Source organism: Thermobispora bispora DSM 43833, from assembly GCF_000092645.1.
Lineage (GTDB): Bacteria > Actinomycetota > Actinomycetes > Streptosporangiales > Streptosporangiaceae > Thermobispora > Thermobispora bispora.
In genome coordinates this window covers 2761426-2774524 of record NC_014165.1, presented here as the reverse complement: position 1 = coordinate 2774524, position 13099 = coordinate 2761426, and the positions used below count along the sequence as shown (strand labels likewise).

Here is a 13099-nt window from a genome sequence, read left to right as displayed (position 1 = left end):
CATGACCCCGCTGATCACGCCGCAGGAGCTGGCCGCCCTGGACGACGTGACCATCCTCGACGTGCGCTGGCGGCTCGGCGGGCCGCCCGGCATCGAGGCCTACCGCCAGGCGCACATCCCGGGCGCGGTCTTCTGCGACCTCGACGCCGACCTCGCCGGCCCGCCCGGACCGGCCGGGCGGCACCCGCTGCCCGAGCCCGCGGCGTTCCAGGCCGCCATGCGCCGGCTCGGCGTCTCCGGCTCCCGCCCGGTGGTCGTGTACGACGAGGCCGACTCGACCGCGGCGGCGCGGGCCTGGTGGACGCTCCGCTACTTCGGCCACCCCGACGTGCGGGTGCTCGACGGCGGGCTCCGCGCCTGGACCGACGCGGGCCTCCCGGTCACCGCCGAGGAGCGCCGGGCCGAGCCGGGGGACTTCACCGCCGTGCCGGGCGGCATGCCGCTGCTCGACGCGGACGGCGCGGCCGAGATCGCGGCGCGCGGGGTGCTGCTCGACGCCCGGGCGGCCGAGCGCTACCGCGGTGAGGTGGAGCCGATCGACCCGGTGGCCGGGCACATCCCCGGCGCGGTGAGCGCCCCCACGACCGAGAACGTGGACGCCACCGGCCGGTTCCGCGGCCCGGAGTCCCTCCGGGAGCGGTTCGCCGGGCTCGGCGTGGGGGAGGGGGCCGAGGTCGGCGTCTACTGTGGCTCCGGGGTCACCGCCGCCCACCAGGTCCTCGCCCTCGAGCTCGCCGGCGTCCGCGCCGCGCTGTACGTCGGCTCCTGGTCGAACTGGGTGGCCGATCCTTCGCGGCCGGTCGCGAAGGGACCCTCGCCCCGCGGCTGATCGCCCCCTCGGATACCGCCCTGGTGATCGCCCTCCGAAGGGGCCGCGCCCCGCGGCTGATCGCGACGCCGGGATATTCGGTTGCCGCGGCGGGTGAGCGTCGGCGACGATGACCCGATGAATCTGCTTCTCTTCATCGGATCGTGCCTGCTGCTGGCGATGATCCCCGGGGTGAGCTCCGTGGTCATCCTGCGGCAGACCCTGCGCGGCGGCAGAGCACACGGCGTCGCGACGACGCTCGGCAATGAGACCGGGGTGCTGCTGTGGGCCGTGGCCGCGGCCTTCGGCCTGTCCGCGCTGGTCCTCGCCTCCCAGGTGGCCTACGACGTGATGCGCGCCGTGGGCGCGGTGGCGCTCGTGGTGATCGGGGTGCAGTCGCTGTGGCAGGCCCGGCGGGGCGATGCCACCGCGCATCGGGGGGAGCAGGCCGCGGACAGGGTGGCGGCGCTCGTACCTGCTGGGCCTGGGCACCATCCTCGCCAACCCCAAGGCGGCCGTGTTCGCGGTCTCGTTCCTGCCGCAGTTCGTCCCCGCCGGGGCCGACGCGCCGCTGACGCTGACCATGCTCGCGCTGATCTGGGTCGTGGTGGACACCCTGTGGTACCTGGTGTTCGTCTGGCTGATCGACCAGGTGCGTTCGATCTTCGAACGCCCCGCCGTACGGCGCCGCATGGAGCGGATCTCCGGGATGGTGCTGATCGGACTGGGCGTACGGCTGGCGATGGAGCCCCGCTGACGCATCGGCATCCCCTCCCCACCGCTGTTCTCACCCGGTAAGGGGCGGTGCCAAGGCGAGCGTGACCCGGCGGGCGAGGGCGAGCGTCACGGGCACGCACCCGGCGGCGTCGAAGGCGAGCGTGACCCGTGAGGGGCGGTGCCGAAGGCGAACGTGCACCGATCCGGCGAATCACTCGGCGAGCGCCCGCCGGCGCCCGTGGCGGCGACGGCCTCCGCGGGTGAGGGCGTGCGCGGGGTTCACGCCGGCGGGAACAGCCGCCGGTGACCCGCGCCGAAGCACACGAACCCCGGAACACCGGTCCGCTCCGCCGCGACCGCGAGCGCCTCGGCCGGGGTACGGCCCTCGGCGAGCTCGGCGTGGAACACGGTCATGAGCGCGAACGCCTCGCCGTCCCGGACCGGGACCACCCCGGCGACCACGCATCCGGCCCCCTGGTCGAGGAACGCCCCGGCGAGGCCGGGGGCGGCGCCGTCCACCGGGGCGTGCGCCATCCCGGTCTCGCACGCCGAGAGCACCACCAGCCGGGGCATGCGCTCCGCCTCCCGCAGCTCGTAGCTCATGAGCGGCCCGTCCTCGAGCAGGATCTCGGCGTGCATCGGGCGGGCCGGGGAACCCGCCCCGTGCGCGGCCACGTGGAGCACGTCGGCGTACCCGAGCGCGCCGAGCAGCTCCCGCTTGACCGCGCCGACCCGCTTCGCCGCCCGGTGCGCCCGGACCACCGCGTCCGCCTCGGCCGCCGCGTGCCGCAGCCCGGGGCCCGCGACGGCGACGACCATCGGGCCGCCCGGCAGCGGCCCGGGGCCGGGCGCACCGGTGAGCCACGACGTCCCCTCGGCCGCCACCGTCACCGGGCGGCCCGCGAGGGAGGGCAGGAGCGGCCAGGGCAGCGTGCAGAGCGCCCCGGTCGGGACGATCACCACCGGCGGGACGGGCGCCCCGAGCGCGCCGAAGACCCGCCCGTCGAGGGCCGCGAGCTCCCCGGCGAGCCCGTCCCCGGCCGGCCCGCCGCCGGCCGGCTCGCCGCAGTCCCGCAGGTTCCGGCGGCGCAGGCCGTACCGGATGCGCGCCGCCGCCTCCGCGGCCTCGGCGTACGGGCCGAGGGAGCGCAGCAGGCACTCGCGGGCGGTGACCACCACGGCGAACAGCTCGTCCTCGTCGCGGACCAGCTCGATCAGCGTCCCCCGCACGCCGGCGAGGTGCCCGGGGCCGAACGCCGGGGGAGCGGGCGTGCCGCGCACCGCGGCGCGGCGGCGCTCCGCCCAGGTGAGGACCGTCCACGGCTCCCCGGTCTCCAGCGCGGTGGCGAGCCCGAACGCGGCCAGGTCGTCGGCCGGGCGCGCGGCGTGGACCCGGAGCGCGGCCGGGACCGGCCGGGGCGGGCGGGCCTCCAGCCCGGCCCGCGCCGCCTCCAGCGCGCCGGGGAGGTCCCCGGCGAGCCTGCGGCGCATGGCCAGGGCGTGCTGCCGGATCTCGGGCCGGGCGCTCCGGGCGATCACCAGGTCGAGCTGGGCGCCGGCGGTCGCGGGACGGCCGAGCCGCACCGCCGCCTCGGCGGCGCGGAGCCGCAGCGCGCAGGACGCGGCCGGCCAGCCGTGCGCGGCGAGATCGGCCGCGCAGGAGAGCAGCGCGGCGAGCAGCCCGGTGTCCGGTGGCCCCATGGCCATCCGGGCGCGGAGGATCACCTCGGTCGCCAGCGGGGTCCACGCCGTCCGCCCCTGCCGCTCCAGCTCCGACCGGGCGATCCCGGCCGTGGCCTGGGCGCGCCGCGCGTCTCCCAGGAGCAGCTCGGCCTGGGCGAGCAGCAGGCGGGCGTACGGGATCGAGGCGTGCGAGCCGGAGGCGGCCAGGTCGGCCAGGGCCCGGTCGAGCAGGGCGTGCGCCTCCCCGGGCAGCCGGGCGGCGATCAGCGCCTCGGCGAAGTCGGTCCGGGTGGTGGCGAGGCGCTCGGGGTATCCGCGGAGGGAGCCCTCGACCGCGGCGTAGCTCTCGAACGCGGCCGGGATGTCCCCGCGCCGGGCCGCCAGGAACGGGAGGTTGCTCTCGGCGAGCACGGCGACGTGCTCCATCCCCGCGGCCCGGGCGATCGCCGCGCACGCCGACAGGTCCCGCTCGGCCGCGCCGTACTCCTCCAAATACGCGCGGGCGAGGCCGCGGTTGAGCAGGGCGCCGGCGAGGAACCGGGGATCGCCGCGGAGCGCGGGGACCGCCCGGTCGCAGTGCCGCACCGCGTCGCGGTGGCGGCCGAGCAGGATCAGCGCGACCGAGCGCTGCACGTCGAGCCGGGCGCGGTCGTCCGCGGCCAGGTCGCGTTCGGCCCGGTCGGCCAGGCGCAGCGCGCCCTGCGGGTCGCCGAGCTGCGCCCGCACCGTGACCAGGGACATCAGCGCCTGGGCAGCCCGCCGCGGGTGCCGCCGGGCCGCGGCCACGGCCTGGTGGAGCCGCCGCGCGGCGAGGTGGAGGTCGCCCAGCTCCCGGGCGGCGAGCGCGCTGGCGCGCAGCGCGACCGAGATCGCCTCACCCGCGGGCCCGGCGCCGGCGCCGCCGGTGGCGCGGCCCTCCGCGAGGACGGCCGCCGCCTCGGCGAGCGCCCGCCCCGGGTCGCGGCCGGAGAGCCGCACGGCCGCCTCGGCGCGGGCGACCAGCCGGGCGGCGTGGGACGCCGCCGGCGGCGGGGCGCTCATGCCCGGACGCGCAGCCATCGGGTGAACACCGGGGGCCGTCCGGGGCGGTGGCAGACCACGCTCACCCATCCGGGCGGCAGCCCGGCCACCGCGAACTGGCCGCTGGCCGTGGGGGCGCGGACCGTGCCGCCCTGTGGGGTGCGCACCTCGATCAGGGTGCCCGGCCCGGGGCGGGGGGAGACCTGCCCGGCCACCTCGAGCCGGCCGTCGGCCACGGACACCTCGAGGTCGATGGTGAGCCCGCCGGCGGAGCACCGGTACACCCGGCCGGTTGCCGCCGGATCGCCCGGCGCGCTCCCGGTCCCGGGACCGCCGGCGTCCGCGGTACGGGCGCCCGGCGGGGCGCCGAGGGGCACCGGGTCGGCGGGGACGCCACCGGGCAGGCGCAGTGCGAAGGCGGCGCGCGCCGCGGCGGAGACGTGGCCGGGCACCGGGTCCACCCCGGCGCCCAGCCGCATGGCGGCGATCAGGTACTCGTCGGTCATCCGGCCTCCTCGGCCAGCGCACGGAGCCGGGCCATGCAGCGGGCCCGGGTGGGGCCGATGCTGCCGACCGGCAGGTTGAGCCACATGGCGATCTGCGCGTAGCGCGCCTGGGGGTGGAGCACGAACATGCGGAGCAGGGACCGGCACGGCTCGCCGAGCTCGTCGAGCCGCCGCCACAGGTGCCGCCCGTAGTCCGCGTCGACCACGGCGGCCGCCGGGTCGGGGACGGCGATCGCGGGCAGGTCGGGGCCGGGCACGGGTTCGCTCCGCGGCCGGCGGCGCAGCCGGGCGGCCTCGTGCCGGGTGGTGGTGATGAGCCACGCGCCGATCCGGTCCGGGTCGCGGATCCGGTCGAGGCTCTCGACCAGCCGCAGCCAGGCCCCCTGGACCGCGTCGGCCGCGTCCGCCTCGCTCAGGCCGTGCGCCCGGGCCACCGCCCACATGCGGCCGCCGTACCGGGCGACCAGGTCGTCCCAGGCGGCGCGGTCGGGCTCCGGGGCCTCGTGCCGCGCGGGAACGGGGTGCGGGGCCCCGGTCACCGCGCCCTCGCCCACGGGTCCGGGATGCGCCGTCCCTCGGCGAGCAGCCGCCGGACGGCCTCCTTCGGCGGCAGGGTCCGGCAGTGCCGGGCCGCCGCGCCGGTGGCCAGGGCGGCGGCGAACGAGGTGCCGCTCCAGGTGGCGTAGCCGCGGAAGCGGCCGAACTCCAGGAAGCTGCTGGTCAGCCCCACGCCCTGCGCCCAGGCGTCCACCCACGGGCCGTGCGCGGAGAAGGCGGCGCGGGCGCCGCCGTCGAGCGCGCCCACGGCGATCACCGTGGGCAGGGCGGCGGGCCAGAACGGGCGCGAGGAGCCGGTGTTGCCCGCGCAGGCGATGACCGCGGGGAATGCGGCGAGCGCCTCGGCGAGGCCGGCGGGGGCGCGGTCGTCGAAGGTGTGGCACCCGAACGACAGGTTGAGCAGGTCGATCCGCTCGCCGGCGAGCCGGTGCAGGGCCCGCAGCAGCGCGGCCTGGTCGGTCACGCCGTGGCTGTCGAGCAGCCGCGCCGCGCGGAGCCGTGCCCCGGGCGCCGCGCGGAGGATCAGCCCGGCGATGAACGTGCCGTGCCCGGCCTGCGCGTCGAGCCGGCCGTCCCCGTCCGCGTCGGCGACCTCGGCGATCTCGTCCCGGTACCAGGGGGCGAGCCAGGGGTGCGGGGCGAGCCCGGTGTCGAGCAGGCCGACGGTCACGTCCCAGGGCTCCTCCGGCCGGTACGGCACGGCCTCGGCCGGGGCGGGCGCGCCGCTGGGCCCGCCGAAGTAGTTCGGCTGCCCGAGGAAGACGTGGTTGGGGGAGGCGAGGTGCCCGCGCGCCCGGAGCGCGTCGGTCAGCTCGAGCACGTCGGTCCCGGGCGAGAGCCGTACCAGGTGGAGGAGCGAGCCGGCGGGCGCGGTGGCGAGGGTCCAGCGCGTGACCGCGGCGGGGGACGAGGTGAGCAGCTCTCCGGGGCGGATCAGGGCGGGCCGGCCGGGGAGCGGCTCCACCCGCAGCCAGCGCATCCGGACCTCCTTGGTCGATTACGGAACGTATCTTTTCCGCTTCATTATGTATCTGAAGGGTAATCGGTGTGGGCCGCCCTTGGTGCCGAGCCGGGCCTGGCGGTAGTCTCTTGGGCAGGCGTTAACCGTGATCATCCCCGCGTGAGGCCGTTGGGGAAGGCGAACCTCATGCGATTCGGGAGGTCCGGTGGCTGCTGCTCGTGGCGTTCTGTACGTCCACTCGGCTCAGCCTGCGCTGTGCCCGCACATTGAGTGGGCCGTCGCAGGCGTTCTCGGCGTGCCCGTCAACCTGACGTGGACCCCACAGCCCGCCGCACCGGGGACGCTTCGTGCCCAGGCGGAGTGGGTGGGGCGTCCGGGCACCGCCGCGGCGATCGCTTCGTCGCTCATGGGCTGGCAGCGGATCCGTTTCGAGATCACCGAGGACGCCTCTCCGGGGGTCGACGGATCGCGCCACGCCTACACCCCCAGCCTGGGCCCGTTCACCGCGGTGATCGGCGCGAACGGGGACATCCTCGTGCCGGAGAACCGGCTGCGCACCGCGATGATGCTGGCGGCTCAGGGGCGGGTCGTCCTGGAGGAGGAGCTCGACCGTCTGCTCGGCAAGCCGTGGGACGAGGAGCTCGAGTCCTTCCGGTACGCGGGGGAGGGGGCTCCGGTTCGCTGGCTGCACGCGGCCGGATGACCCCTTTACGGATCCCGATCACCCGGCGAAAGTGTAACTATCGGTAACACTTTCCCGGGATCTCTTGAGACACGCGTGCCTCAGGGATATACCGGGATCCTGTTTCCCCTATGTCCGAGTCCTCCGGGACGGACCTGAGGAGGAGTCCATGAGCGCTTTGGCGCGGTGTCTCGGGGTCGGCATCGCGGCCGGAGCCCTGCTCTTAAGCGGGCTGGCCGCCCCCGCACATGCCGCCTCGTACCAGTACCGCCCCAGCGACGCCGACTGGGCCGACTGCCCGAAGATCCCCGCCAACGCCAAGGTCGACACGTGGAGCTGTCTGTCCATCGTGACCGTGGCGGGCAAGATCAAGCTCGGCAAGATCGAGCAGCAGATCACGCCGCCGCTCCGCATCACGGTCGCGCAGGGGCAGCTCAACGACGGCAGCACCGCCGCCGTGTTCGGCGGCCTCCGCAGCCAGCGGATGAAGGTGCCCGGTGGCCTCATCGGCAAGCCGTTCGAGGTGCCGAAGCTGACCGACGTCTACGTGGAGACCCAGGGCACCGGTCACGTGGACGCCGGCCCGATCTTCCCCACCAACGTCGGCATCAAGCTGCGCCTGATCCACGCGCTGCTCGGGCCGAAGTGCTACATCGGGAGCAACTCCAACCCGATCAGGCTCAACCCGCAGATCACCTCGCTCGAGCTCACCTCCATCGACGGTGTGCCCGTCTTCAAGGCGACGGCGAAGGACGACACCTTCTCCGTGCCCGGGGCGTCCGGCTGCGGCCTCAACTGGGGCCTGGTCAACACGGCGGTGAACCTGCGGGCCGGCGTGCCGTCGGCGAGCGGCAAGAACTCCGCGGAGTTCGACTGGTACATCCGCGGCAAGTCCTACCTCGAACTGCAGTGATCCTGATCCCCCGCCACCCGTAGCGGCCGCCCGGGCGGTCCGGTCACCACGCCGTACGCCCCGGCGCCGGGAGTGTCACGGACGTTCTGCACGCTCGATGGTCACGCTGCGATTACGATTCGTCACCGTGGGTGGTGGTCGGCGGTGAGCGCCGGTCCCCGGGTACGGGGGCCGGCGCTCATCCGGTCACGCCAGGGGATCGCCGGGCGGCGCGGCACCGCCCGGATCGGTCACAGCGGGATGTTGCCGTGGGAGCCGCGGGCGGGGGTGGCCTGCGCGATGGCCTTGGCGATCGAGCTCCGGGTCTTCGCCGGGTCGATGACCTCGTCCACCACCCCAAGGGCGACCGCCCGGTCCAGGCCGCCCGCGATCCGCTGGTGCTCCTCGGCGAACTTCGCCTCCAGCGCGGCGCGCTCCTCCTCGGGGGCGGCGGCGAGCTCCCGGCGCTTGAGGATGCGGACCGCGGCGATCGCGCCCATCACCGCCATCTCGGCGGTCGGCCACGCGAACACCTTGGTCGCCCCCAGGGCGCGGGAGTTCATCGCGATGTACGCCCCGCCGTACGCCTTCCGGGTCACCAGGGTGACCCGGGGCACGGAGGCCTCGGCGAACGCGTGGAGCAGCTTGGCGCCCCGCCGCACCACGCCGTCGTGCTCCTGGTTCACCCCGGGCAGGTAGCCGGGGACGTCCACCATCACCACCAGCGGCACGCCGAACGCATCGCACATCCGGACGAACCGGGCGGCCTTCTCGGCCGAGGTGGCGTCGAGGCACCCGCCGAGCCGGAGCGGGTTGTTCGCGATCACCCCGACCGTACGGCCGCCGAGGCGGCCCAGGGTGGTGACGATGTTCGGCGCCCACTTGGGGTGGAGCTCCACCCCGGGGTCGTCGAGCAGAGCGTTCACCAGCGGGTGGACGTCGTAGGCGCGGCGCGGGCTCTCCGGGAGCATGCCGTTGAAGTCGACGTCCTCCACCTCGCCGCGCACCCGGCCCTGGTGGCCGAGGAGCACGGCCACCTGCCGGGCCCTCAGCAGGGCCTCGGGCTCGTCCTTGGTGACCACGTGGACGACCCCGCTGCGCTTGCTGTGCGGCTCGGCGCCGCCGAGCGAGGCCATGTCGACGTCCTGGCCGGTGACGCTGCGGACCACGTCCGGGCCGGTGACGAAGATCCGGCCGGTCTCCCCGGCGAGGATCACGATGTCGGTGAGGGCCGGCCCGTACGCGGCGCCGCCCGCGGCCGGCCCGACCACCACGGAGATCTGCGGGACCACGCCGGACGCCTTGGTCATCGCGTTGAACACCCGGCCGACCGCGTGCAGCGACTCCACGCCCTCGGCGAGACGGGCGCCGCCGGAGTGCCAGACGCCGATGATCGGCACCCGCTCCCGGACGGCCACGTCGTAGGCGTGGACGATGTGCTCGCACCCCTCCGAGCCCATGGCACCGCCCTGGACCCGGGCGTCGCTGCAGAAGGCCACGACGGGCACGCCGTCGATGCGGCCGGTCACCGCCCGGACGCCGCTCTTGTCCTCCGGGGTGATCGGGCGGACCGACCCCTCGTCGAGGAGCCTGCCGAGGCGGACGAGCGGGTCGCGGGGGTCTGCGGCGTCCGCTGCGGGGGCCGAGGTCACCACTGCGTTGTCCAGCACGGTCATAGCAGGCTCCTTGTCAGGCGGTGGTGAAGGCCACGGCGACGTTGTGCCCGCCGAACCCGAACGAGTTGTTGAGCGCCGCGATCGGCCCGTCGGGCAGCTTCCGCGGCCCGCCGCGGACCACGTCCACCTCGATGCCGTCGTCGAGGTTGTCGATGTTGATGGTCGGCGGGACGATGCGGTCGCTCAGCGCCCGGACCGTGAAGACCGACTCGATGCCGCCGGCGCCGCCGAGCAGGTGGCCGGTCATCGACTTGGTCGCGGTCACCAGCGGGTGCGACCCGATGACCTTGTTGATCGCGATGGCCTCCAGCACGTCACCCGCGGGCGTGGAGGTGGCGTGCGCGTTGACGTGGTGGACGTCGGCGCCGGTCAGGGAGGCGTCCTCGAGGGCGCGGCGCATCGCGCTCATGATGCCGGCTGCGCTCTGCTCCGGCTGGGTGATGTGGTGGGCGTCGGCGGAGTACCCGACCCCGGCCGCCACCGCGTAGATCCGCGCCCCCCGCGCCCGGGCGTGCTCCTCGGACTCGAGCACGAGGATGCCCGCGCCCTCGCCGAGCACGAACCCGTCGCGGTCCCGGTCGAAGGGCCGGGAGGCCCGCTGGGGCTCGTCGTTGCGGGTGGACATCGCCCGGGCAGCGGCGAACGACGCGATATTGAGCGGGTGGATGGCCGCCTCGGTGCCCCCGGCCACCACGACGTCGGCGCGGCCCGAACGGATCATGTCGATCGCGTAGGCCACCGCCTCGCCGCCGGTGGCGCAGGCGCTCGCGACCGCGTGCGCACCCGCCCGGGCGTTGAGCTCGATGCTGATCCACCCGGCGGAGCCGTTGGGCATCAGCATGGGCACGGTGAACGGCGACAGCCGGGTCCAGCCCTTCTCCTTGAAAGTGTCGTAGGCGGAGAGGATCGTCGTGATACCGCCGATGCCGCTCCCCACGACGACGCCCAGCCGATCCGGGTCCACCTCGGGCGAGCCCGCGTCCCGCCAGGCCTCGCGCGCCGCGATCAGGGCGAGCTGCTCGGTGCGATCGAGCCGCCTGGCCTCCGGACGCGGGAGCACCTCGCCGGGGTCGACGGCGCACACCCCGGCGAACTTCACCGGCACGGAGTCGACCCAGTCCTCGGTGAGCGTGCGGATGCCCGACCGCCCTTCGAGGAGCGCCGACCAGGTCGATGCGACGTCCCCACCGAGGGGCGTCGTCGCGCCGAGCCCGGTGACGACGACACGTACCCGGTCCTTACTCACTTGTCCGCACTCCTCTTTGGTCAGCAGGGATTGATGGAGACGCGCTGGATGCCGCGCCTTCGCTGATCAGGCAGCGGCCCCGTTGTTCTGGATGTAGTTGAGGACGTCCTGAACGGTCTTGAGGTTCTTGAGCTGGTCGTCGGGGATCTCGACGCCGAACTCGTCCTGCGCGGCGACCGCGATCTCGACCATGGAGAGCGAGTCGATGTCGAGGTCGTCCACGAAGCTCTTCTCCGGGGTCACGTCGGACGCCGGGATGCCGGTGATCTCGTTGATGATCTTGCCGAGGCCGGCGAGGATGTCCTGCTCGGTCAGTGCCATGTCGCGACCACTCCTCGTATCGCTGGATCGTGGTTGTTCTCGATCACGTACGGCAGGCCGTACACGTCTATCTCAGGGGAGTTCGATCACCTGCGAGGCGTAGGTGAGGCCGGCGCCGAAGCCGAGCAGCAGGGCACGGCCTCCGGACGGCACCTCGCCTCGCTCGATCATGCGCGAGAGCGCGAGCGGGATGGACGCCGCCGAGGTGTTGCCCGCGAGCACGATGTCCCGGGCGATCACGGCCTTGTCCGCTCCCAGCCGCTTGGCGATCGCTTCTATGATGCGCAGGTTCGCCTGGTGGGGGACGAAGACGTCCAGGTCGGCGGGGTCCACACCGGCGCGCTCGCAGGCTTTGCGGGCCACCGGGTGGAGCGCGGTGGTGGCCCAGCGGAACACGGTCTGGCCCTCCTGGAAGATGAAGGACCGCCGGTCCTTGATGTAGATCACGTCGGCCTTGTCGCCCGCGCTGCCCCACACGACCGGGCCGATGCCGGGGGTGTCCGACGGGCCGACCACGGCGGCCCCGGCCCCGTCGGCGAAGATGACCGCGGTGCTGCGGTCCTCCTGGTCGACCCACTGGGTGAGCTTCTCCGCCCCGATCACGAGGACGTGCCGGGCCGAGCCGCCGCGCACCGCGTCGTTCGCCATGGCGAGCCCATAGCAGAACCCGGCGCACGCGCCGTTGATATCGAAGGCGCCGGGCGCCTCGATGCCGAGCCGGTGGGCCACCCGGGCGGCGGCGTTGGGGATCTGGGTCTCCTGCGTGCAGGTGGCGACGATCACCAGGTCGATCTCCGAGGCGGAGATGCCGCTCGCCGCGATCGCCTTGCCGCCCGCCTGCACGGCCATGTCGGCCACCGTCTCCTCCGGGGCGGCGACGCGGCGCTCCTGGATGCCGACCCGGGTCCTGATCCACTCGTCGCTCGTGTCCAGCCGCTGGGCGAGGTCGTGGTTGGTGACCACCGTGCTGGGCTGGTAGCCGCCGAAGGCGAGCACCTTCGCGCCCGGGGCGCCCTCGCTGATCCTCATGCGAGCACCTCGCGGGCGGCCTCGAGGTCGGCGGGCGTCTTGATGGCGACGGTGCGCACCCCGGGCAGGCCGCGCCGGGCCAGCCCGGTGAGCGTGCCGCCGGGGAGCAGTTCGATCATCGTGGTCACCCCGCGTTCGGCCATCGTCGCCATGCACTTGTCCCAGCGCACCGGGTCGGCCACCTGAGAGACCAGCCGGTCGAGGAACTCCTTGCCGCTGGAGACGGCGGCGCCGTCCCGGTTGGAGAGCAGGGTGACCGGCGGGTCGGACGGCGAGAGATCGGCCACGGCCTTGGCGAGGCGCTCCACCGCGGGGGCCATGTGGACCGTGTGGAAGGCGCCGGCCACCGACAGGGGGATGAGCCGGGCCCGCTTCGGGGGTTCCGCCTTGAGCGCCTCGAGCTGCTCCACCGTGCCGCCGGCGACGATCTGCCCCGCCCCGTTGATGTTGGCCGGGGTGAGCCCGTGCTTCTCGATCGCGGCGAGGACCTCGGCCTCGTCGCCGCCGAGCACCGCCACCATGCCGGTCTTCGTGACCGCCGCGGCCTCGGCCATCGCCCGGCCGCGCTCCCGGACCAGGGCGAGCGCCTCCTCCGGGGTGATCACCCCGGCGATCGCGGCGGCGGCCAGCTCGCCGACGCTGTGCCCGGCGACGATGTCGGGGCGCACGTTCAGCAGCTCAAAGGACGCCAGCGCCGCGGCCACCAGGAGGGGCTGGGCCACGGCCGTGTCACGGATCCGCTCGGCGTCCGCCTTCGTCCCGTACTCGATGAGGTCGAGCTCCACGATCTGCGACCACGCGGAGATCCGGTCGCGGAATTCGGGGATTTCGAGCCACGAACTCAGAAAGCCTGGGGTCTGGGCACCTTGGCCCGGAGCGACGATGACGAGCACGTAGTTCACCCTGCCCTGTAGGACTTCACCATACTGATGGAGATCCGAACGAAGTTTGCCGGGCGCGCTTTGTGGGACACCTACAGCTCACGCCCTCCGGCGGGGAG

The 13099-nt window shown here is 74.7% G+C and carries 14 protein-coding genes and 1 pseudogene; 5 read left to right on the top strand and 10 right to left on the bottom strand.

What is annotated here, in order from left to right; translation table 11 throughout:
* Position 1 precedes the first annotated feature (1 nt).
* The 3 genes and pseudogenes from TBIS_RS11795 (at position 2) to TBIS_RS19880 (ending at position 1565) form a co-directional block, all read left to right on the top strand.
* A complete protein-coding gene (locus TBIS_RS11795) occupies positions 2–829 on the top strand; it encodes a sulfurtransferase (RefSeq protein ID WP_013132618.1) in 828 nt (275 codons plus the stop codon).
* A gap of 117 nt (positions 830–946) precedes the next feature.
* Positions 947–1195: pseudogene (locus tag TBIS_RS19885) on the top strand (LysE family transporter); the annotation flags it as partial.
* A gap of 34 nt (positions 1196–1229) precedes the next feature.
* Entirely contained in the window at positions 1230–1565 is a 336-nt protein-coding gene (locus TBIS_RS19880; RefSeq protein WP_242384268.1) for a LysE family translocator, read from the top strand.
* A gap of 30 nt (positions 1566–1595) precedes the next feature.
* Here the strand turns inward: TBIS_RS19880 and TBIS_RS20100 are convergent, their stop codons facing one another.
* From TBIS_RS20100 to TBIS_RS11770, 5 genes are all read right to left on the bottom strand, one after another.
* A complete protein-coding gene (locus TBIS_RS20100) occupies positions 1596–1724 on the bottom strand; it encodes a hypothetical protein (protein WP_273370704.1) in 129 nt (42 codons plus the stop codon).
* A gap of 80 nt (positions 1725–1804) precedes the next feature.
* Positions 1805–4249 carry a CHAT domain-containing protein gene (locus TBIS_RS11785; RefSeq protein WP_013132617.1) on the bottom strand — a complete coding sequence of 815 codons (2445 nt, stop codon included), beginning with the start codon at positions 4247–4249 and terminating at the stop codon, positions 1805–1807.
* The gene (locus TBIS_RS11780) at positions 4246–4734 is read right to left on the bottom strand and encodes a hypothetical protein (protein ID WP_013132616.1); all 489 of its coding nucleotides are present in this window, start codon (positions 4732–4734) and stop codon (positions 4246–4248) included. The genes TBIS_RS11785 and TBIS_RS11780 overlap by 4 nt, the downstream gene beginning before the upstream one ends.
* Complete coding sequence (locus TBIS_RS11775; RefSeq protein ID WP_242384267.1) at positions 4731–5288, bottom strand: RNA polymerase sigma factor; 558 nt, start codon at positions 5286–5288, stop codon at positions 4731–4733. The genes TBIS_RS11780 and TBIS_RS11775 overlap by 4 nt, the downstream gene beginning before the upstream one ends.
* On the bottom strand, positions 5270–6271 hold the full coding sequence (locus TBIS_RS11770; RefSeq protein WP_013132614.1) for a S8 family peptidase: 1002 nt from the start codon (positions 6269–6271) through the stop codon (positions 5270–5272). Before TBIS_RS11770 ends, TBIS_RS11775 begins: the two co-directional genes overlap by 19 nt.
* Before the next feature lie 208 nt (positions 6272–6479).
* Here TBIS_RS11770 and TBIS_RS11765 point away from each other — a divergent pair, with 208 nt between their 5' ends.
* Both TBIS_RS11765 and TBIS_RS11760 read left to right on the top strand, forming a co-directional pair.
* Complete coding sequence (locus TBIS_RS11765; protein WP_083785344.1) at positions 6480–6956, top strand: DUF3145 domain-containing protein; 477 nt, start codon at positions 6480–6482, stop codon at positions 6954–6956.
* Positions 6957–7104: 148 nt separating this feature from the next.
* Positions 7105–7848 (top strand): hypothetical protein, encoded by a 744-nt coding sequence (locus TBIS_RS11760; RefSeq protein WP_013132612.1) that lies wholly within the window; start codon positions 7105–7107, stop codon positions 7846–7848.
* 230 nt (positions 7849–8078) lie between these two features.
* Here the strand turns inward: TBIS_RS11760 and TBIS_RS11755 are convergent, their stop codons facing one another.
* From TBIS_RS11755 to TBIS_RS11735, 5 genes are all read right to left on the bottom strand, one after another.
* Positions 8079–9503: an acyl-CoA carboxylase subunit beta gene (locus tag TBIS_RS11755; RefSeq protein WP_013132611.1), complete on the bottom strand. Its 1425-nt coding sequence runs from the start codon at positions 9501–9503 to the stop codon at positions 8079–8081.
* Positions 9504–9516: 13 nt separating this feature from the next.
* Complete coding sequence (fabF, locus tag TBIS_RS11750) at positions 9517–10749, bottom strand: beta-ketoacyl-ACP synthase II (RefSeq protein WP_013132610.1); 1233 nt, start codon at positions 10747–10749, stop codon at positions 9517–9519.
* A gap of 66 nt (positions 10750–10815) precedes the next feature.
* Positions 10816–11070 carry an acyl carrier protein gene (locus TBIS_RS11745; protein WP_013132609.1) on the bottom strand — a complete coding sequence of 85 codons (255 nt, stop codon included), beginning with the start codon at positions 11068–11070 and terminating at the stop codon, positions 10816–10818.
* 72 nt (positions 11071–11142) lie between these two features.
* The gene (locus TBIS_RS11740; protein ID WP_013132608.1) at positions 11143–12099 is read right to left on the bottom strand and encodes a beta-ketoacyl-ACP synthase III; all 957 of its coding nucleotides are present in this window, start codon (positions 12097–12099) and stop codon (positions 11143–11145) included.
* The gene (locus TBIS_RS11735) at positions 12096–12992 is read right to left on the bottom strand and encodes an ACP S-malonyltransferase (RefSeq protein WP_050760680.1); all 897 of its coding nucleotides are present in this window, start codon (positions 12990–12992) and stop codon (positions 12096–12098) included. The genes TBIS_RS11740 and TBIS_RS11735 overlap by 4 nt, the downstream gene beginning before the upstream one ends.
* Positions 12993–13099: the final 107 nt, after the last annotated feature.